The organism is Azospirillum humicireducens (genome assembly GCF_001639105.2).
In the GTDB taxonomy this organism is placed as follows: domain Bacteria; phylum Pseudomonadota; class Alphaproteobacteria; order Azospirillales; family Azospirillaceae; genus Azospirillum; species Azospirillum humicireducens.
Map to the genome: position 1 here is coordinate 2,853,300 of NZ_CP015285.1, position 19,923 is coordinate 2,873,222.

A 19,923-nucleotide genomic window follows, 5' to 3' on the forward strand; every position below is an offset into this window, starting at 1 on the left:
CGCCAAACGGGCCGCAAATTACTCTCGCGGCGCGGCGAACGGTAGCGGAAAAGGATGAGGCGGGAGCGGGGCAGATCCCCGCTCCGGTCTCATCGGCCGGGCATCTGGACGGGCTACCCCTTGTTGCCGTCCAGCGGAAGCGGGACATAACGCAGGTCGCCGCCGCGGCTGACCAGCATCAGCAGGGTCTTGCGCCCCTGTTCCTTGGCCTTGGCGATGCGGCTTTCCAGATCGGCGGGGGTCGCCACCGGCTCCTGACCCGCCTCGACGATGACGTCGCCCAGATCGAGCCCGCGTTGCGAGGCGACGCTGCCGCCATCCACCTCCGTCACCACCACACCGGCGACGTCCTCGCCGATGGAGAAGGTCTCGCGCAGGCCGGGGGTGAGCGGGGCGAGCTTGAGCCCGAGCGCAGACCTGCTCTCCTCCGGCTGGGCGGAGCGGGGCGCGCCGCTCGAACCGGACATCGCCAACTGCTGCGGCTCGTTGCGCAGTTCGCCGAGCGTCACCTGCACCGATTCCTGCTTGCCGCCGCGCAGCACGGTCAGCGGCACATCGCTGCCGATCCCGGTCGAGGCGACGAGCCGCGGCAACTCGCGCATCTGCTCCAGCGGCTTGCCGTTGAAGGCGGTGATGACGTCGCCCTGCCGCAGACCGGCAGAGGCCGCCGGGCTGTCGGGCGAGACGCTGGTGACCAGTGCGCCGCGGGTGCCGTCCATGCCCAGGCTTTCGGCGATGTCCGGCGTCACCCGCTGGACCTGGACGCCCAGCCAGCCGCGCCGCACCTTGCCGCCGTCCTTCAACTGGTCGATGATCGGCTTGGCCAGCGAGGACGGGATGGCGAAGCCGATGCCAACCGACCCGCCGGTGGGCGAATAGATCGCGGTGTTGATGCCGATCACCGCGCCGCTGACATCGTAAAGCGGACCGCCGGAATTGCCGCGGTTGATGGCGGCGTCGGTCTGCAGATACTCGTCATAGGGGCCCTGCTGGATGTCGCGGGCGCGGGCCGACAGGATGCCGGCGGTCACCGACCCGCCGAGCCCGAACGGGTTGCCGATGGCGACCACCCAGTCGCCGACCTCGACCGCTTCGCTGTCGCCCCAATGGGCGGCGGCCAGCGGCTTGTCGCTTTCGACCTTCAAAAGCGCCAGATCGGTCGGCGCATCGGATCCGATCAGCTTGGCCGGCAGCCGGGTGCCGTCATGCAGGGTGACGGAAATCTCCGCCGCATCGGCGACGACATGGCTGTTGGTGATGATCAGGCCGGCAGGATCGATGATGAAGCCGGAACCGAGCGCCATGCTGGGCAAGCCGCCGGGTCCGCTGCCGGGGCCGCCGCCCTGCCCGTTCTCCGGCCCGCCATTGGGACCGCCCTCCGGCTGGCCGCCGCGCTGGCGGTTGCGGAACTCGCGGAAGAACTCTTCGAGCGGTGAGCCGGGCGGCACATCCATCCCCTCCGGCAGGCGGCCGCCACCGGAGGCCTGCGGCACCTGGGTGCTGGAGATGTTGACCACGGTGTCGACCTGTGTGCGGGCGAGGTCGCGGAAGGACGGCGGCGCGTAGGTCCGGCTGGCATTGGGCCCAGCAGTGACGCCGTTCGCACCGGGCGCCTCCTGCGCGGCGGCGGGACCCGCGGGAAGGGCCGGCAACAGGACGGCCAGCAGCGCGCACAGCGCCGCAACCGGAAGGTGGGGGACGGTGTGGGATGGTGGCGGAACGGACGCATGCGGCATGGACGGTCTCCGCAAAATCGGTGAGGCAAAGCAATTCGAGCCGACGACCACCGCCCGCCGAGCCGACAAGTCCCGGTGACGGTCGGAACGTCCCGCTCAGGGAGGTTCCTGAAGTCAAAACACGGCACCCCCCGTCCGGGGTCCATCGCACTTTTCAAAAGACCCCACCACCGGCGGTTTCCGATCCGCGCTTTTCATCCGTCAGCGGATTTTAAAAGCGCCGCCATCCACCAATCGTCGCGCCCCGTTGTGGCGCCGGACACAAAATCACGATTCCGTGCAAAGTTATGCTGGCATTTTTGAGAAGAGTTTCCGATAGTCATCCATACCGAAAACATCGCCCGCCAGCGTGAAGCCACGATGCTGCCGACGCACGCGCCCGCGTGGTCCCGCGTCGGAAGCGTGCGGTTCGGGTGGACATGCTGACGAATGACTGAAAATTCACTTTGGCAACCGAGCGATATAATGAACGCAGGAACCGGGAGCGAACCGGAGTCTCCCAAGAAGCGTGGGCGCATTCCGCAGTCGGCGTGGCCCCAAATTCTTGAACGTTACCGCAGCGGTGCAACGCTTTCGGCCATTGCGCGCGAATTCGAATGCACGCCCAGCGCCATCTCCTACATCATCAAGAAGGCGGAGGCGGCAAGCGGCCAGGGCGATGCCGCCGACGGTGATGATGTCCAGAGCGATGCACAGGCGGACGACACCCAGTCTTCCGCACCGGCTGCACCGGCCGAGGAGGCGTCCGCGCCGATGACCGCGGCTCCGGCCGCGCCGGCGGCCGATCCCGCTCCCGCCGTTCCGGTGGAAGCCGAAGCTCCCGCAGAACCGCGCCGCGCCGGCCGCACGGTCCGCGGCACGTTGACCCGTGCCCCGCGGACAGAACCGGCGGCCGAGCAAACCCCGGTCGAGACGCCCGCCGCTCCTCCGGCCCCGGCGGCGCCGGCTCAGACGGAAACGCTGCGCCTGAACCGTCAGGAACCTGCAGCGGCTCAAGCCCCCGCAGCGGCCCCGGTTCCGGCCGCTCCGGCCATCGCAGCCCCGGCGGCCACGGATGCTCCGCGGCCTGCCGGGCAGCCGACGCCACCGGTCGATGCGATCGAAGGCCGCCTGCGCGACACCGCAAAGGCTTGCATCTCCGCCTACCGCGGCTGGCGCCAGCAGCCGAGCGAAGCGACGATCCAGTCGTTGTCCGACAGCGTGCACGAACTGCGCAAGGCCCTGGCCCGCGTGGAAATCGACATGTCGGCCAGCAGGCGCGAGGAACAGGCGATCCGCCCGATTCCGATCCCCGCGCACCGGGCCTCGCGCCGTCCGAACTGAACGGATTTTGAAAGGCGGGTCGCCAGGCACTCCCTGCCGAGCCCCTTTCGAACGCCGTTTTTCAAAAGACCTCCGTCCTTGGGCCGGAGGTTTTTTGTTGGAGAAGAATCCATGAAAAGGGGCTTGACGACCACCCAATCGAAAGGCTAATCCTCTGCGCCCCGATGGAAGGGTGGCCGAGTGGTTAAAGGCAGCAGACTGTAAATCTGCCCGCGTACGCGTACGCTGGTTCGAATCCAGCCCCTTCCACCATCGCACCAAGGCGTGCGCCGGAGCAGGCCTCCGAACAGGAATTCCTAAGCGAACGACCCACAGCGGTCTGCTGTGTCAATGCGTTGCCGTCAATGGCGGTGCGATGATGGGCGTCCAGATTTTAACCTCCCAGCCTTTGAAAAGCCCGCCCCGCCCCGTGCCGCTATAGCGGCAGAGGATCCGCCGGCGTGACTCGCGGGAAACGCAGCGTGAAGGCGGTTCCGGCACCCGGCGCGCTTTCCAGCCGCAGCCGGCCGCGCAAGGTTCGTGTCACGAGCGTATAAACGATGTTCAGACCCAGTCCGCTGCCGCCACGGTCGCGGCTGGTGGTGAAGAAGGGCTCGAACACCCGGCCATGCAGGTCCGCCGGAATTCCCCGGCCGTCGTCGGCATAAACCAGCTCGACCTCTCCGTCCGACAGTGTGACCGTGACCGTCAGCCGGCCGCGCACGCCCGGATCGTAGCCGTGCAGGATGGAATTGATGACAAAATTGGTCAGGATCTGACTGACGACGCCGGGATAGCTGTCCAGCATCAGGTCTTCCGGACAATGGATGGCGACGGTATGTCCGCTGCGGCGGATGCGCATTCCAAGGCTGCGCAGAACCTCATGAATGTAATGGTTCAGTTCGAAGACCCGGCGCTCCTCGCTGGCCTGGTCGACGGCGATCTGTTTGAAGCTCTGGATCAGGCGGGTGGCGCGTTCGACATTCAGCAGCATCAGCTGCGTCGCTTCGTCGGCGATGTCGATGAACTCCGCGAAGTCGCCGCGCCGAAGCGACCCGGCTTCGAACAGGCGGCGCAGGCCCCGCGTCTTTTCCGCCAGCAGCGAAGCCCCGGTCAGGGCGATTCCGACCGGCGTGTTGATCTCATGCGTCACGCCTGCCACCAGGGAGCCGAGTGCGGCCATCTTCTCGGCCTGGATCAGTTGGACCTGCGCCTCCTTCAAATCGTGAAGGGCCTGTTCGGCCTCCTCCTTGGCGGCGCGGACCGCTTCCGCCGCGCGGACGCTCTCGGTCACGTCGGTATGGGAGCCGACGATGCGGAAAGTCCGGCCGTCGCCGCCCGACACGGCCAGTGCACGGGTCTCCAGGAAGACGGTCGCGCCCGACCGGTGGCGGAACCGCTGCAGCAGCCGGCTTTCGGACCGCCGGCCCGACGCCAGTTCCTCCACCATCTCCAGGGCGTCGGCGCGGTCGTCGGCGTGGATCAGCTCTTCCCAGCGGCGGCGGCTGTTCTCCATCTCCGCCTCGCCATAACCCAGCAGGCCCCACCATTGCGGCGAGAACCACACCTCGCCCGTGTGCAGGTCCCATTGCGAGATGCCTTCCCGCGCGGCGCGGATCGCCAGCTCGAACAGTTCGCGGCTTGCAGCCAGTTCCCGTTCGGAATGCTTGCGCTGGGTGATGTCGGAGTAGGTGGTGACGAAGCCGCCATCCGGCAGCGGCAGCGTCACCGTTTCGATGACCACGCCGTCGGGCCGCACCCGCTCATTGTAGAAGGGCCAGGACGCGTTGCGGATGTAGTCCAGCCGCTGCGCCACCAGCTCGTCCACGTCGCCGCGGCCATAGCCGCCCTGCTCCGCGATGTGGCGCACCACGGTCTCGTAGGGCTGGGCATAACGCGGGAAATCCGGATCGATGAAAAGCAGTTCCAGAACGCGCCGGTTCCACGCGACCAGCCGCAGATCGCGGTCGAAGGCCATCACACCCTGGCTGAGACAATCGAGGACCAGGCTGGTCTTCGCCCAAGGTTCCCGCTCCGACCTGATATCCGCCTGCCCGCCGGTTTCGACGGCCGTCAGCAGCGTTTCCCCCGCCCCGCCCGCACCCAGCGCCAGCGTAACCATGGCTCCGTCGGGGAACGCCCGCGTTACGGCATGGCCACGGCGCAGGTCGTCGACCCCGGACAAGCCGAGAAGCCCGGCGAGAAGGTCTTCGAGCCTCGCATGGAACAGCGAATCGGACGTTCCGGCGATAGGAACGGCAAAACGTGCCGCAAAGGCGGCATTGGCCCAGACCAGACGTTCGTCGGCATCGAAGCGGGCGAACCCGGTATCTCCCATGCGCGTGCTATCTCCCACCGCCGATCGGGACTGTTTGCGATGACCGTCTCACTGGCCGGCGGGCAAAATCTGCCATCCGGACACGCGGCACGGTTCGCGTGCCCCATTCTTGTCTCTTGACGGTTGACGGGCAAGGGGCATCACGCAGCCGCACCCGCCGGACGCCGCCGGTAAACGCCTTGATTCTACGTCTGACCGACGCCTAATCCTGCGCCTGGACGCGGAACCTAACAGGCAAATGTTTGGCCGGAAAGGAATTTGCACGATGTCGGATTTCGCGGCCTATGGCAGCCTGTTCCTTGTGGCACTGGCGGCCGCGACGATTTTTCCTGCACAGTCCGAGCTTCTGCTGGCCGGGCTGCACTCTTCGGGCAACTATCACGACGGACTCCTGATTCTGGCGGCGACCACGGGGAACGTGGCGGGATCGACGGTCAATTGGGCTCTCGGCCGCTATCTGATGCACTTCCAGGACCGCCGCTGGTTTCCGGTGTCGCGCCGTCTGGTCGGGCGGGCCACCGGATGGTACCAGCGCTTCGGCGTGTGGTCGCTTCTGTTGGCCTGGGTTCCCGTCATCGGCGATCCGCTGACGCTGGTCGCCGGCATCCTGCGCGTCGACATGCGCCTGTTCCTGCTGCTGGTCACGCTGGGCAAGCTGGGGCGGTACGTTGTGCTGATTGTTGCCCTTTAAAGCAGTATAGTTCTAACATTGCATGTTATTCCCCCAAATCGGACGCAATAATGGGCTTGTCGGCGGCGGCGGTCGCACAGTATTAACGGAACCCGGACCGCGGATCCCTCGAACCGGCGGAAAGCCTCGGGATAGCAGGGGCTTTTCAAAATATCGGTGCAGTTTGACAGAGGTCAAACGCGCTGCACTGGTGGTCGACTATGCTCCGCGCCAACGTGGAATCGCAAATCAGGCGCATCGACATGCCAGACGGAAGCATCGTTCAGCAGGGATCAGCCCAACCAGCCAAGGTTCCGCTGTACGAAAGCCAAAAGACGATTCACCCGAAATCGGTCAAGGGCCTCTATCGCCGCCTGAAAACCGCGACTTTCTCCGTTCTTCTGGCACTGTTCTTCATCGCCCCCTGGATCCGGTGGGAGCGCGGGCCCGAAGCCCCGGCGCAGGCGGTCCTGTTCGATCTGACGGCACCGCGCTTCTTCCTGTTCTGGATCGAGATCTGGCCGCAGGAGATCTATTACCTCACCGGCATCCTGATCGTGGCGGCGCTGGGCCTGTTCCTGACGACGGCGCTGGCGGGGCGGGTCTGGTGCGGCTTTGCCTGTCCGCATACGGTGTGGACCGATCTGTTCGTCTGGATCGAGCGCGTCTTCGAAGGCGACCGGGCGGAACGCATCCGCATGGAAAAGCAGCCCTGGACCATGCGCAAGGTTCTGCGCAAGACGGGCAAGCATGCGGGCTGGATGGCACTCAGCCTCGTCACCGGTTTCGGCTTCCTCGCCTACTTCACCGACGCCCCGGCCCTGCTGCACGATTTGGCGACCTTCCAGGCCAGCTACGAGGCGACGTCCTTCTTCGCCATCTTCGTCGGCATGACCTATGTCATGGCCGGCTGGACGCGCGAGCAGATGTGCATGTACATGTGCCCATGGCCGCGCATCCAGACCGCGATGCTGGACGAACATTCGCTGGTCGTCACCTATCAGGCCGACCGCGGCGACAACCGCGGTCCCAAGCGCAAGTCGCAGAGCTGGGACGAGCGGCGCGCCCAGGGCTTCGGCGACTGCATCGACTGCGGCCAGTGCGTCCAGGTCTGCCCGATGGGAATCGACGTGCGCACCGGTGAACAGGCCGACTGCATCAATTGCGGCCTGTGCGTCGACGCCTGCGACACCATCATGATCCAGCAGGGGCTGCCCACCCGCCTGATCGCCTTCGATTCGCTGGCGGCCCAGGACACCCGTGCGTCCGGCAAGAGCTACCAGTGGCGGCTGATCCGTCCGCGCGTGATCGTCTACGCGCTGCTGATGCTGGTCATCGGCGGCGCCATGGCCTGGAGCTTCGCGCTGCGCCCCAGCCTGAACATCACCGTCCTGCGTGACCGCGCCCCGCTGTTCGTGACGCTGTCGGACGGGTCGATCCGCAATGCCTACACCTTCAAGGTGGCCAACAAGACCCGCCAGAACCGGTCCTACACCCTCAGCGTCGCCGGCCTGTCCGCTGCCGACATCAAGGTGATCGGCGAGGCTGAGCCGGAGACCGCCGCACACACCGCCACCATCTCGGCGGAGCCGGACAGCGTCGCCACCTACCGTGTCTATGTGACGGCCCCCCGCGGGGAGGTGACCGCCAGCTCGCTGCCGCTGACCTTCCAATTGTCCGACACCGTGACCGCGGAACGGAACAGCCGCGACAGCGTGTTCATGGGGCCGGCAAACCAGTAGCCCGTCACGGGGCATCCTCCAGCGCTGCGGATCGAAAGGCGGTGGCCGGCGGAACGGCCTACCGCCTTTCGCGGTTCTGCGCAAAGGGAGGGCACACGGATGGCCAGTTTGCGCAGGCCAAGCCGCCACTCACCTGACTCGTCGAACGAAGGCTGGGCAATCGGGAAACCGGGCCCGCCGGCCGGCAGCGAGGTGAACAGGCCATGTTTTTCGATTTCGAACCGTCGGGGATCAACGACACATACCTGCGCCTGACGCGCTGCGGCGTGTCCAGCATCGTCGCCCCGGCGGGCGGTTGGAACGGCCTGCTGCGGGTCAATTACATCGTCGCCGGAGCGCCCGGCGGCGGCGAACCGCACATGATCTTCCGCAGCCTCGACGTCGGCTGGGATGACGGCCGCTTCTGCTGGAAGGGACGAGCCGCACCGGTGATGACCAGTTCCGCCATGGTCGACATCCTGCTGGAACGCGGACTTGTCTCGGAGGCGGAAGCGGAACGGCTGCTGTTCGGGATCAACACCCCGGCGGCCGGCGCGTCGTCCGACGAGGCGCTGACGATCCGCGGGCTTCTTGCCGGATGCAGCTTCTCCCCGATCTACGAGTCGCAGCCGCTCGGCACCGAACCGCCGGCCGTGATCGGATTCGCCATGCGCACACTGTCCGATCCCGGTGCCTACATGCTGGCCGCCCGCGGCGGGCTGCCGGTCCTGGACGGCGATGCCCGCGACGCCCTGCGGCGACTGGTCGGCGCGGCGATGTGATGCTCTCCTTCTTTGGTCGAAGACGGGAGGTGAATTGGGTGGAAACCATGCCCTATGGCCTATGAACTAAACCTTCGGGTGATAGAAACTGTCACAGTGCCGCGACATTCTTACTGCAACCGCTCACAGGAGCCTGCCGCTACCCCATAGAACCGCCGATCCCGACATCCCGTGCGAGAAAGCTGAACAGCCATGAACGCCAGCCTGTCCCATCGCTGCACCGCCCTGATCGACCGCGCCCGCGCTGCCTGGCTCAACCAGCCGCTGGCCCGCAAGCTGAGTGCCCGCAAGACGGCCGGTCGACGCCGGATCACGATGGAACTGCTGGACCTGGAGCTTTACCGAATCGATATCGGCGGCTGAAAGGGCGCTTGGGAGAGGCCCACCCCAGCTTCTCCCCGGCAGTTCACTTCAGCAGATGTTCATACCGCGCGTCGGTCAGCGTCTTCATGAAGGCGACCAGCGCCTTGACGCGGCGGGTATCCAGTGCCGGGGCCGATTCCAGTTCCTTCGTCGACAGGTTCGCCGCGACTTCGGGTTTGCCCCAGGGCTTGCCGGTTTCCGGATTGAGCGCCGCCTTGTCCGTTCGGTTGTTGTAGTGGTCGTAGAAGCGGACCACGGTCTCCAAATCCTTGAAGACGCCGTTGTGCATATAGGGGCCGGTCACGGCGACGTTGCGCAGGCTCGGGGTCTTGAACTTGCCCTCGAAGGCCGTCTTGGCCGCCGCGGGATTGTCGCGCAGGCCACGGTCGGCGAAGGTCGCCGGCTTGCCCGACGCCTCGCGTAGAACCGGATTCGACGGCACGCCGATGTTGTGGTGTTCGTAATTGGTGAACATCTCTCCGGCGGCCGCCGGCATCGGCTTCAGCTTGTGGCATTGGTTGCAGTTGGTGAACTGGGTGGAGAAGAACAGGGTCATGCCCAGATCCTCCTCCGGCGTCATCTTGTATTCGCCGCGCAGATGGCGGTCGTATTTCGAATCGAAGGGCGCAAAGCGGTCGGTCCTCTCGAAGGCGGCGAGGCTGTCGCTCATCGCATCATAGGCGCGCTCCGCATCGTCCAGCACGCCGGCGCCATAGAGCGCCACGAAGGCGCGGGCATACTCGGGATTCTCGGCCAGCCTTTCGCGCGCCTGCTCCTTGGAGGTCAGCCCCATCTCCGCCGGGTTCAGCGGCGGGCCGCCGGCCTGCTCCTTCAGGGTCGCGGCGCGGCCGTCCCAGAATTGTCCGCCGATGGCCTTGCCGTCTGCAGTGATGTGGAAGGCGGGCGTGAATGCCGCATAGCTTGCTGTCGGGGCGTTGCGGTCGCCGACCGACTTTCCGTTGTCGCCGACCGATGCCGCCCCACCCGCACCGCCGGTGCGCGGATCGGCGAAGCCGAAGTCGGGATTGTGGCAGTCGGCGCAGGCCTGGGTGCGGTTCGCCGACAGATTGTGATCGGAAAACAGCGCCTCCCCCAGCATTTCCTTCGTCGACAGGTCCGCCGCGCGCGCAGTCCCGCCACCGGCGAGTCCGACCGTCAGAAGCAGCAGCGCGAGCGCGCGGCGAGGCATGGGAAGGAGGGGTGCGGACATGACGACGCTCCAGGCAACGGGCGGACGCGGGGAATGCCTCGGCGGCCGGCGCCAACACTGCGCGTCAAAGGTTAAGCGAGAGTGAGAATTGTTATCAATGAAGCCGTGCAAGGGACGGGTGGGGCGAATGGTCGCTGGTCCACCCGCCGTTGGCTACCCCCGCTCCCGCCGGCCCCCTCAGCCCCCAGCACCGTCCGTCAGCAGACGGCGGATGGCATTGACCAATGGCTTCATGTGGAAGGTCGATTCCGGGGACACCGCGACGGTCCCGCCTGCCGCCTCTACCGCTTCGGCCACCACCGGGCCGACGGCGGCGATCCGGGTCCTGATGAAACCCTGGCGGAAGGCGTCGGCAAGACCGCAGGCCTCCGCCACCTCATGCAACCGCCGCACCTGGGGCGAGGCGGTGAAGGCGACGAAGTCGATCCGCCCCGCCGCCATGTCTCGGATGGCGGTCTGAACCGCTCCCGTCTCGGAATCGTTGGCGTAGCGGTAGGGTGTGACCGCAACCGGCGTGCCGCCGCGGGCCCGCACCGCATCCAGCAGGGGCTCGTTCGGGTTGTCGGGGTAGAGCTGGATGCCGACGCGGTGACCGTCCAACTCCTGTTCCGACAGCATGGCGATGACGCCGTCGGAGGTCGGAGCGGGGGCGGATTTGAACGGGCTGCAGCCGATCTCCCGCAGAGCCTTGACCGGCTTCGGTCCGCGGACGAAGACGCGCGCCCGGCCGATGGCGGCGACCACGTCGGCCTCGCGCTCCATGGCGCGGGCGACCGTCATCAGCCGCCGCAGCCCTTCGCCGGTCAGCAGCACGATGTCGTCGAAGCCCTCGCTCAGCAACCGCTCCAGCCATTCCCTGGCCGGGGCCGGGTCGTCGAGATCGAGGATCTTGACCATCGGGCAGCGGATGGTCTCGGCCCCATGCTGTTCCATCATGCCGGCGAACAGGTCGAGATCCCGGCTTTCCGGCACCAGAATCCGCTTTCCCGCCAGATCTCCGCCCTGTTCGGCCATGGTCCCGTCCCCGTGTTCGTCCGTGTGTGGTGGCGGACAGACTAACAGCAGGCGGCGCGGGCGGTCACGCGGGTTGGACCGTCACAGCCACCACCACTGCCAGCGGCGCGCCTACCCCCGCCGGCAATGCAGCAGGCTGAACAGCCCGAAGGGCGGCAGGGTGCGGATACTCTCCACCGCCAGCCGCGATCCGGTCATCATCGCGTCCAGAGTGAAATCGGGCCGCCAGCCCAGCTTCTTCGACAGCGGCGACAGCCAGCCCTCCACCGCGCGGCGGACGCCGGGGCGCGGCGCGGCGAAGTGGTTGACGATCACGATGTCGCCGCCCGGTTTGCAGACGCGCTCCAACTCCGCCATCGTGCCCTGGGGATCGGGAACGACGGTCATGACATACATGGCGACCACCACGTCGAAGCTGCCATCGGCGAAGGCCAGCTTGCCGGCATCCATCTCCAGCAGCCCTTCGACATGGTCGAGCCTCTCGCGCTCCACCCGCTCCTGCGCGACCTTCAGCATGTCGGTCGACAGGTCGATGCCGACGACGCGGTTGTCCTTGCGGTAATCGGACAGCGACAGGCCGGTGCCGACGCCGACCTCCAGAATCCGCAGGTTTCCGCGGCGGTTCAGCCACTCCACCGCCGCATGGCGGCCGGACGCCAGAAGCACCCCGAACACCTTGTCGTAGAAACCCGCATAGCGGCGGTAGGCGGCGCGAATGGAGTCGGCGTCCATGATCCTGTTTCCCCCTCTCTCGATCCCAAATCCGGGTCCCGCCCAAAGGTCAAGCCCAAGCCGTCGGCGGCGCACCATAGCCGGATTTGCAGATCCATGAAAGTGACGCAAACAACAGAATCGGCACAATGTCGCCCTGTGACGGCCCATTCATTTGGCCTATCCATTCGGTCGATTGTCTTTACCGTTTTTGTTTGATCGTTCATTCAAAGAAAATCGCTGGATTTCTCAAGGAAATTATCCGCCATCGTCACTCTCTGGCCGCGGTCACGGCGTTGACCTGTGGGGTGCGTACCGCCTTGCGGAGGCCGATGCGCGTACCGCCCCGATCCGGAACGGCGATCGGCAGCTGGGGCGGTATGTCAGCGGCATCCGCAAGGCGGTCGGCCGCCACGACCTCCTGCCCCTTCTGGCGGTCCGCAACAATCAGCTGCTGGATCCGCGGGATGCGCGATCTGCTGCGGACCTGACCGCCGCTCACCACCAGTGGCGCTGTTGGCGACCGCTGCGCAGGCGGGCCATCTCGACGGTCTCGGACGGCTCCGCCGGCCTGCGCAGGTCCTTCACCACCGCCAGAACTGCGCCGCCGCGCTCGACCTCCGCCACTGTCGGGCCGGTCATCAGCGTGTCGCAATCCTCCTGCGTCGGAGCGATGAAGAAGTCGGCGCGGGTCCAGTCGGTCACCCAGCGCATGTTGGCCGGCGCCAGTTTCTCGAAGGCCAGCGGTTCGGCGCAGACGGCGACGCTGTAGGTGCGGTGGCGGTGGGTGCGCGCCTCCTCCTCTGCGATCACCTCCGCCAGATTCTCCACCGCTTCGGGCAGGCTGTTCGCCCAGTAATCCACATCGTATTTGCGCACCGCTCCGGCCACGCCGCCGACCAGCTCATTGAAATAGACGTATTCGTTTGGATGCAGCGATTCCAGGACCACCGCCTCCCGACCCAGCACCAGCGCCAGAAAGCCCCCGGCCAGGGCTGCGGCGGAAAGCCCGCGCCCGCTGCGCTGCGACACGCCGAACCTCCAGGCGCCGGCCCACCCCAGAAGCCGGTCGAGTCCGATGCCGCCCAACACCGCCAAGGGCGGCAGCACGAACAGGAAATGGCGGATCGCGGTATAGCCGGGGGAATGGGTGAGGGTGAACCAGACGACCGGAAACAGTGCCGCCAGTGCGACCAGCCCGCAAGCGACAGCGCGCGCCTTTCCCTCCTCATCCACGAGGTCGGAGCGCATCATGCCGGGCAGCGCCAGCAACCCCAGCGCCGCGCCGGCCAACATCACCAGCGGCAGCTTGATGGCGAGATACCAGGCCAGGTAGCTGCGCGGCACCTCGTACATCCAATATTCCGTACCGCCCAGCATGGTGCGGATCGGGTAATGGAAATGCGAGAAATCGGCCAATGCCCGCAACGGGTTCAGCGGCTCCAGCACCGCCCAGGGCCAGAAGACCGCCATCACCCCATAGGCGACCGGCAAGGCCGGCAACAGACGCAGCGCGCCGGAGACGCCTTGGCGCAACCGGGGCGCGGAGAGACCGCCGGCAACCACCCACCCCACCAGCGCCGCCGCCACATAGCCGGCCAGCATCAGCGCCCCGACCCGGATCCCCAGCGCCAGCCCGACGACAAGACCGAACCCGAGCACCGTGCCCCAGCGCGGCCGCGGCATCTGCCCGACGATCCGGATCAGCAGCGCCACCGCCGCCATCATCAACATGGCGAAGGGTACGTCCTTGGTGTGGTTGAACAGCCCGCCGTACCACGGTCCGCACAGCGCCAGCAGCAGCCCGGCGAGCAGGCCCGCCCGCGGACCGGCCAGCCGGCGCCCGACCGCCCAGACCACAGCCACGCCCGCCACCCCGATCAGGGCACACAACAGGTGCCGTGTCTCGTAAGGGTCGAAGGGCAGAAACGGGGCGAGCGCCACCGCCGCCATGTCGAACAGCCCGCCATAGAGATAGAGGTTCTTGTAGGTGAAGGCCGACGTATCGGTGAAGCCGCTGCGGTACCAGTCGATCAGCTTGGCGCCATAGACATGCTGCACCTCCTCGTCATTGGAGATGCCGTAATGCCGGAAGGTGGCGGCTACCAGCCCCAGAAGCGCCAGCAGGCCGAATGCCGCCGCAAGGTCCCACGGATCGCCGAACATCCGGCGGAAAGCGCAGGTCTTTCCCGTCACGCGCCACTCCCCCCAAGATTTCCAAGCCGCATGACGGAACGGCAGCCCGCCTCACGACGCGTGAGAAAGCATCGGTAGCCGCAGATTGTCATGTGAAATCTCTGCCATGGACTCGGGGGTATCCCCTACCGCCCGCAGCGCTCGCCGACAAAACGACACGCCTAAGCGCAGGTGCGACTCTTTCGCAAATTATCTCAAATATTCAAATTGCAATGCCGGCATCCACTCATGTCGCCATGCGACACCTTGGCACGGTCTGGAACACGGATTTTCGTTCAATATTCGGGCAACAATTCTCCTAAGGACACCCTGCACGAAACGGCGCCTGCAATACGCCGAAAGGTGGTGGTCAATGGTCAAATCTTCTCTTTCAATCCGCGCGAAGCTGCTGTTGCTGGTGGCGACGGCCAGCCTCGCCTGCATGGCGATTGCCGGCGCCGGACTCTATCTCAGCTACAACCGCATGTATCAGGACCGCGTCGAGGCCCTCCGCTTCATGGTCGAGGCCGGACACAGCATGGCGGCCCGATTCGAAAGCGAGGTTGCGGCCGGCCACCTGTCCCGCGACGAGGCGCAGGCGCGCTTCAAGGATGCCTTCCTCGCCATCCGCTACAGCGGCGACGAATATCTGTTCTCCCACACCTACGACAATGTCGGCTTCGCCCATGTCAACAAGGCGCTGATGGGCAAGGACGTGTCGGGCATCAAGGACGCGGCCGGCGTACCGGTCATTCCCGCACTGATCGCCATCATCAAGGCCAGGGGCGAAGGGACCTACGCCTACGACTGGCCGCGCACGGTCGGCGGCAGCGAAACGGCGGTGAAGCTGGCCTATGTGAAGGGGTTCGAGCCCTGGCGGATCTTCATCGGCACCGGTGTCTTCATCGACGATTTGTGGACCGAGTTCCTGTCGCAGCTCTGGACCCTGCTCGCCGTCATCGCAGCGCTGGCATTGCCGGCCATCGTGCTGCTGGCCCTGGTCGGGCACAACATCAGCGCCACCATCCGTTCGCTGGCCGACCGCATGCGGGCCATGGCCGCCGGCGACCTGACCGTCACCTTCCCCGAAACCCGCCGCGGCGACGAGCTTGGCGACATGAGCCGCGCCACGCAGGTGTTCAAGGAGAACGCGCTGGCCAAACAGCGGCTCGAGTCCGAACAGGCCGATCAGGCCCGTCAGGCCGAAGCGGACAAGCAGCGGGCCATCGCCGCCCTGGCCGACCGCTTCGAACAGGCGGTGGGCGGCGTCATCCATGCGGTGGTCGAGGAGGCCGCGGGGATGGAAAGCCGCGCCAGCGCCGTGACCCAGGCGGCGGACCAGACCGGCCGGCTTGCCAGCGACGTCGCCGTGACCACGGAACAGACCTCGGCCAATGTCCAGACCGTCGCCGCCGCGACGGAGGAGCTGACCAGCTCCATCGGCGAGATCAGCCGGCAGGTCGGCCAGTCCTCGGAAATCGCCCGCGAGGCGGTCGACATCGCCGAGCGGGCCAACGGCAAGGTGGATGGGCTGGCCCAGGCTGTGCAACGGATCGGCGCGGTGGTCGAACTGATCAACTCGATCGCCAGCCAGACCAACCTGCTGGCGCTGAACGCCACCATCGAGGCCGCCCGCGCCGGGGATGCCGGCAAGGGCTTCGCCGTGGTCGCCAGCGAGGTGAAGGCGCTCGCCACCCAGACGGCGAAGGCGACAGAGGACATCGCGGTCCAGGTCGCCGACATCCAGTCGATGACCGGCGAGGCGGTGGGAGAGTTGCAGGAGGTGGTCAGGGTCATCGGCCACATCAACGAGGTCGCCACCTCCATCGCGTCGGCCGTCGAGGAACAGGGAGCCGCGACCCGCGAGATCAGCCGCAACATCCAGCAGGCCGCCCAAGGCACGCAGACCGTTTCAGACAGCATCGGCGGCGTCAACCAGGCCGCCAGCCAGAGCGGCAAGGTGGCCTACGAGGTCCTGTCCTCCGTCCGCCAGCTGTCCAGCCACACCGACTCGCTGAGCCACGAGGTGGACCGCTTCCTGACCCAGGTCCGCGCCGGCTGACGGCTGCTCCAATCTAAAGCGTACTTTAGCTCATTGACGTTGACTTCCCCCTGCGCCCATGGCGAAATCCGCTGGCGCAGGGGATTGTCCATGTCCGAACGGGATCGGGTTTACGGCGTGACGGAACTGGCGGCGGAGTTCGATCTCACGCCGCAGGCGTTGCGTTTTTACGAGGAGAAGGGGTTGCTGACGCCGCAACGGGCGGGTGGACGCCGGGTGTTCACCTACCGCGACCGCGCGCGGCTGATCCTGATCCTGAAATTCCGCCGGGTGGGCTTCTCGCTGGAGCAGATCGCCGACTATCTCGCCCACTACCGCTCGGGCCGGCCGAGCGCCGGACAGTACCGTGACGGGCTGCGGAAGATCCGCGCCCGGCTGGCCGAGCTTGAACGGATGCAGTCGGAAATCGCCGAGGTGCTCGTCGAGTTGAAGGCGATGGAGGCCGACGCCGAGCGGCGGCTCGCCACCTGCATGCCTGACGAAGACCCGATGCAGCCGACAACCAAACAGCAGACAAATGAACCGGGAGTGAAACGATGCTGCGTGGAATGATGATGAACGAGCCGCTGCTGGTGACGTCGATCCTGCGTCATGCGGCGCTCTACCACGCCGACACCGAGATCGTGTCGCGCACGACCGAGGGTCCGATCCACCGCTACAGCTATGCCGATGCCTGGATCCGCGCCCAGAAGCTGGCCAATGCGCTGGCGGCGCTGGGGATGAAGCCGGGCGACCGCATCGGCACGCTGGCCTGGAACGGCTACCGCCATCTGGAATGCTATTACGGCATCGGCGGCTCGGGCATGGTCTGCCACACCATCAACCCGCGCCTGTTCCCGGAGCAGATCGCCTACATCGTCAACCACGCCGAAGACCGGCTGCTGTTCACCGATCTGACCTTCGTTCCGCTTCTGGAGGGCATCGCCCATGAATTGACCGGGCTGAAGGGCATCGTCGTGATGACCGACCGGGCCAACATGCCGCAATCCTCCCTGCCCGGCCTGCTGTGCTACGAGGATCTGCTGGCCGACCAGCCCGGCAGCTTCGACTGGCCGGAGTTGGACGAGAACACCGCCTGCGGCATGTGCTACACCTCCGGCACCACCGGCAACCCGAAGGGCGTGCTGTACAGCCACCGCTCCGCCTACCTGCACGCGATGGCCGCCTGCCTGCCCGACGTGTTCGGCCTGTCGGCGGCGGATGTGGTGCTGCCGGTGGTGCCGATGTTCCACGTCAACGCCTGGGGTGTGCCCTATGCCGCGCCGATGGCCGGCGCCAAGCTGGTCTTCCCCGGCGGCAAGCTGGACGGCGCCAGCCTGTACGAGCTGTTCGAGGCCGAGAAGGTCACCAACACGGCCGGCGTGCCGACGGTGTGGCTTGCCCTGCTGAACTGGCTGGACGCCAACAAAAAGAAACTCACCACCATGCGCCGGATCGCCATCGGCGGCTCCGCCTGCCCGCCGGTGATGATCCAGCGCTTCCGCGAGATGGGGGTGGAGGTGCTGCATGCCTGGGGCATGACGGAAACCAGTCCGCTGGGTCTCGCCAACATGCCCAAGGGCAAGCATGCGGGGCTGAGCGCCGACGATGCGCTGGCGCTGGCCTCCAAGCAGGGGCGGCCGATCTGCGGCGTGCAGTTCCGCGTCGTCGACGGCTCCGGCAATGACGTGGCGCGCGACGGCACCAGCTTCGGCCGGCTGCTGGTGCGCGGCTCCACCGTCTGCTCCGGCTATTTCGGCCTGACGGAAAGCCCGGCGCACCAGATGGTGCCGGGCTGGTTCGAGACCGGCGACGTGGTGACGATGGACGCCGACGGCTATGTCCAGATCGTCGACCGCACCAAGGACGTCATCAAGTCCGGCGGCGAGTGGATCAGCTCCATCGACCTGGAGAACATCGCCGTCGGCCATCCCGGTGTGCAGGAAGCCGCCGCCGTCGCCGTCGCCGACGAGAAATGGGGCGAACGCCCGGTGCTGGTGGTGGTGCGCAAGCCCGATTCGACCGTCACCCGCGAGGAGCTGCTGGCGGTCTTCGAGGGCAAGGTCGCGAAATGGTGCATCCCCGACGACGTCCGCTTCGTCGACAGCCTGCCCCACACCGCCACCGGCAAGCTGCTGAAGAGCGAAATCCGCCACATGGTGACCGGCCCCGAGGGGGTGTAATCCAGAAAAATGGGCCGGACGGCATGAACCGTCCGGCCCAGTGTCCTCGCGTGAGTGGCGAGGACGACGCACCCGAGGGAGGAGCGCGCAACCAAGGTCAATCTACCGGCAGACAAATGAGGCGACTTGTTCGTCTGCGTCACACTGTCTCGAATTCACGCCATCGAGGCCTTTTCAGCGCTCTGACCGCACCCGCGCCACGGCGTCGCGCCAGCCGTCATAGAGGCGGTCGCGCTTGCCCAGTTCCATGCGCGGGTCGAAGCGGCGCTCGCTGCCCCAAGCGTCGGATACCGACTCCAGCCCGTCGAACACGCCCACCCGCAACGCCGCGAGACAGGCTGCGCCCAGCGCCGTGGTCTCGATCACCTTCGGCCGCTCCACCGGCATGTTCAGCAGGTCGGCCAGGAACTGGCAGAGCCAGTCGTTGGCAGCCATGCCGCCGTCGACGCGCAGCGCATTGATGGTGCCGCCCCAATCGCCCGCCATCGCCTCCATCAGGTCGCGGGTCTGGTAGGCGACCGCCTCCAGCGCCGCGCGGGCGATGTGGGCCGGACCGACGTCCAGCGTCATGCCGAAGATCGCGGCGCGGGCTTCCGAATCCCAATGCGGTGCGCCCAGCCCGACGAAGGCCGGGACGAAATAGACGCCGTGGCTGTCGGGCACGCGGGTGGCCATGTCGTCGGTCTGGCTGGCGTGGGTGATGATGCCGATGCCGTCGCGCAGCCACTTGATCGCGGCGCCCGCCACGAAGATAGAGCCTTCCTGCGCATAGGCCGCCTTGCCGTTCAGACGGTAGGCGACGGTGGTCAGGAGCCGGTTCTTCGACACCACCGGAGTCTCGCCGGTGTTGATCAACGCGAAGCAGCCGGTGCCGTAGGTCGATTTCGCCATGCCCGGCGTCAGGCAGGCTTGTCCGAAAGCCGCCGCCTGCTGGTCGCCCGCCACGCCGGCGATGGGGATCGGCCGGCCGAGCAGCTCCGGATCGGTCTCGCCGAAATCGTCGGAGCTGTCGAGCACCCGCGGCAGCATGGCGCGCGGCACACGGAACAGCCTCAGCAGCTCGTCGTCCCAATCCTGGGCATGGATGTCGAACAGCATGGTGCGCGAGGCGTTGGTCGCGTCGGTCGCATGCACCCGGCGGCCGGTCAGGTGAAAAATCAGGAAACTGTCGATGGTGCCGAAGCACAGCTCGCCGCGCTCGGCCCGTGCGCGGGCGCCCGGCACATGATCGAGGATCCAGGCGATCTTGGTGGCGGAGAAATAGGCGTCGATCAACAGGCCGGTCTTGGACCGCACCAGCTCGGCATGGCCGTCGGCGACCAGATCGTGGCAGAGCGGCGCGGTGCGGCGGTCCTGCCAGACGATGGCGCGGTGGATCGGCTCGCCGGTGGCGCGGTCCCACACCACGGCGGTCTCGCGCTGGTTGGTGATGCCGATGGCGGCGATGGATGCCACATCGATCCCGCCCTTTTCCACCGCCCCACGCGCCACGGCGCGGACATCGCGCAGGATGTCGGACGGGTCATGCTCGACCCAGCCGTCGCCGGGATAGTGCTGCGGAAACTCGCGCCGCGCCTCGGCCAGCGGCGTCCCCCGGCCGTCGAACAGGATCGCCCGCGACGAGGTGGTGCCCTGGTCGATGGCGAGGATGTGGCCGGCCTTGCTCATTGTGCGCAT

Annotated in this window: 15 protein-coding genes and 1 tRNA gene; 9 read left to right on the plus strand and 7 right to left on the minus strand. The window is 66.7% G+C overall.

Annotated features, from left to right (window positions below):
• Positions 1–113: 113 nt before the first annotated feature.
• A complete protein-coding gene (locus tag A6A40_RS13425; RefSeq protein WP_063635820.1) occupies positions 114–1,736 on the minus strand; it encodes a DegQ family serine endoprotease in 1,623 nt (540 codons plus the stop codon).
• Positions 1,737–2,201: 465 nt separating this feature from the next.
• Here A6A40_RS13425 and A6A40_RS13430 point away from each other — a divergent pair, with 465 nt between their 5' ends.
• Positions 2,202–3,059, plus strand: a complete 858-nt coding sequence (locus A6A40_RS13430; RefSeq protein ID WP_063635821.1) for a hypothetical protein — start codon at positions 2,202–2,204, stop codon at positions 3,057–3,059.
• Positions 3,060–3,225: 166 nt separating this feature from the next.
• A tRNA-Tyr gene (locus A6A40_RS13435) sits at positions 3,226–3,311 on the plus strand.
• A gap of 163 nt (positions 3,312–3,474) precedes the next feature.
• Here the strand turns inward: A6A40_RS13435 and A6A40_RS13440 are convergent.
• Positions 3,475–5,376, minus strand: a complete 1,902-nt coding sequence (locus A6A40_RS13440) for a PAS-domain containing protein (protein ID WP_063635822.1) — start codon at positions 5,374–5,376, stop codon at positions 3,475–3,477.
• Positions 5,377–5,641: 265 nt separating this feature from the next.
• On the opposite strand from A6A40_RS13440, the gene A6A40_RS13445 reads away from it, so the two are divergent.
• From A6A40_RS13445 to A6A40_RS30985, 4 genes are all read left to right on the plus strand, one after another.
• Positions 5,642–6,067, plus strand: a complete 426-nt coding sequence (locus A6A40_RS13445; protein ID WP_063635823.1) for a YqaA family protein — start codon at positions 5,642–5,644, stop codon at positions 6,065–6,067.
• A 242-nt stretch (positions 6,068–6,309) separates the two neighbouring features.
• A complete protein-coding gene (ccoG, locus tag A6A40_RS13450; RefSeq protein ID WP_236783671.1) occupies positions 6,310–7,788 on the plus strand; it encodes a cytochrome c oxidase accessory protein CcoG in 1,479 nt (492 codons plus the stop codon).
• A 203-nt stretch (positions 7,789–7,991) separates the two neighbouring features.
• Complete coding sequence (locus A6A40_RS13455) at positions 7,992–8,549, plus strand: hypothetical protein (protein WP_063635825.1); 558 nt, start codon at positions 7,992–7,994, stop codon at positions 8,547–8,549.
• A 192-nt stretch (positions 8,550–8,741) separates the two neighbouring features.
• The gene (locus A6A40_RS30985) at positions 8,742–8,912 is read left to right on the plus strand and encodes a hypothetical protein (protein WP_167562463.1); all 171 of its coding nucleotides are present in this window, start codon (positions 8,742–8,744) and stop codon (positions 8,910–8,912) included.
• Positions 8,913–8,955: 43 nt separating this feature from the next.
• Here A6A40_RS30985 and A6A40_RS13460 read toward each other — a convergent pair whose 3' ends face one another.
• The 4 genes from A6A40_RS13460 to A6A40_RS13480 form a co-directional block, all read right to left on the minus strand.
• Entirely contained in the window at positions 8,956–10,122 is a 1,167-nt protein-coding gene (locus A6A40_RS13460; RefSeq protein ID WP_063635826.1) for a cytochrome-c peroxidase, read from the minus strand.
• 177 nt (positions 10,123–10,299) lie between these two features.
• Positions 10,300–11,136 (minus strand): uroporphyrinogen-III synthase, encoded by an 837-nt coding sequence (locus A6A40_RS13465; RefSeq protein ID WP_063635827.1) that lies wholly within the window; start codon positions 11,134–11,136, stop codon positions 10,300–10,302.
• 111 nt (positions 11,137–11,247) lie between these two features.
• On the minus strand, positions 11,248–11,868 hold the full coding sequence (locus A6A40_RS13470; protein WP_063635828.1) for a class I SAM-dependent methyltransferase: 621 nt from the start codon (positions 11,866–11,868) through the stop codon (positions 11,248–11,250).
• Between the two features lie 477 nt (positions 11,869–12,345).
• Complete coding sequence (locus A6A40_RS13480; protein WP_146191561.1) at positions 12,346–14,043, minus strand: glycosyltransferase family 39 protein; 1,698 nt, start codon at positions 14,041–14,043, stop codon at positions 12,346–12,348.
• A gap of 352 nt (positions 14,044–14,395) precedes the next feature.
• Between A6A40_RS13480 and A6A40_RS13485 the strand changes: the two genes are divergently transcribed.
• From A6A40_RS13485 to A6A40_RS13495, 3 genes are all read left to right on the plus strand, one after another.
• A complete protein-coding gene (locus A6A40_RS13485; protein WP_063635831.1) occupies positions 14,396–16,084 on the plus strand; it encodes a methyl-accepting chemotaxis protein in 1,689 nt (562 codons plus the stop codon).
• 90 nt (positions 16,085–16,174) lie between these two features.
• Positions 16,175–16,636, plus strand: a complete 462-nt coding sequence (locus A6A40_RS13490; RefSeq protein WP_063635832.1) for a MerR family transcriptional regulator — start codon at positions 16,175–16,177, stop codon at positions 16,634–16,636.
• Complete coding sequence (locus A6A40_RS13495) at positions 16,621–18,246, plus strand: 3-(methylthio)propionyl-CoA ligase (RefSeq protein ID WP_082860824.1); 1,626 nt, start codon at positions 16,621–16,623, stop codon at positions 18,244–18,246. The genes A6A40_RS13490 and A6A40_RS13495 overlap by 16 nt, the downstream gene beginning before the upstream one ends.
• Before the next feature lie 174 nt (positions 18,247–18,420).
• Here the strand turns inward: A6A40_RS13495 and glpK are convergent, their stop codons facing one another.
• Positions 18,421–19,914 carry a glycerol kinase GlpK gene (gene glpK, locus A6A40_RS13500; protein WP_063635833.1) on the minus strand — a complete coding sequence of 498 codons (1,494 nt, stop codon included), beginning with the start codon at positions 19,912–19,914 and terminating at the stop codon, positions 18,421–18,423.
• Between the last annotated feature and the right edge of the window lie 9 nt (positions 19,915–19,923).

Bases quoted from the DNA above. Each gene is read 5' to 3' on its own strand.
- glpK (WP_063635833.1), bottom strand. From the start codon at position 19,914: ATGAGCAAGGCCGGCCACATCCTCGCCATCGACCAGGGCACCACCTCG.
- ccoG (WP_236783671.1), top strand. From the start codon at position 6,310: ATGCCAGACGGAAGCATCGTTCAGCAGGGATCAGCCCAACCAGCCAAG.
- A6A40_RS13445 (WP_063635823.1), top strand. From the start codon at position 5,642: ATGTCGGATTTCGCGGCCTATGGCAGCCTGTTCCTTGTGGCACTGGCG.
- A6A40_RS13495 (WP_082860824.1), top strand. From the start codon at position 16,621: ATGCTGCGTGGAATGATGATGAACGAGCCGCTGCTGGTGACGTCGATC.
- A6A40_RS30985 (WP_167562463.1), top strand. From the start codon at position 8,742: ATGAACGCCAGCCTGTCCCATCGCTGCACCGCCCTGATCGACCGCGCC.
- A6A40_RS13470 (WP_063635828.1), bottom strand. From the start codon at position 11,868: ATGGACGCCGACTCCATTCGCGCCGCCTACCGCCGCTATGCGGGTTTC.
- A6A40_RS13460 (WP_063635826.1), bottom strand. From the start codon at position 10,122: ATGTCCGCACCCCTCCTTCCCATGCCTCGCCGCGCGCTCGCGCTGCTG.
- A6A40_RS13440 (WP_063635822.1), bottom strand. From the start codon at position 5,376: ATGGGAGATACCGGGTTCGCCCGCTTCGATGCCGACGAACGTCTGGTC.
- A6A40_RS13485 (WP_063635831.1), top strand. From the start codon at position 14,396: ATGGTCAAATCTTCTCTTTCAATCCGCGCGAAGCTGCTGTTGCTGGTG.
- A6A40_RS13455 (WP_063635825.1), top strand. From the start codon at position 7,992: ATGTTTTTCGATTTCGAACCGTCGGGGATCAACGACACATACCTGCGC.
- A6A40_RS13430 (WP_063635821.1), top strand. From the start codon at position 2,202: ATGAACGCAGGAACCGGGAGCGAACCGGAGTCTCCCAAGAAGCGTGGG.
- A6A40_RS13465 (WP_063635827.1), bottom strand. From the start codon at position 11,136: ATGGCCGAACAGGGCGGAGATCTGGCGGGAAAGCGGATTCTGGTGCCG.
- A6A40_RS13490 (WP_063635832.1), top strand. From the start codon at position 16,175: ATGTCCGAACGGGATCGGGTTTACGGCGTGACGGAACTGGCGGCGGAG.
- A6A40_RS13425 (WP_063635820.1), bottom strand. From the start codon at position 1,736: ATGCCGCATGCGTCCGTTCCGCCACCATCCCACACCGTCCCCCACCTT.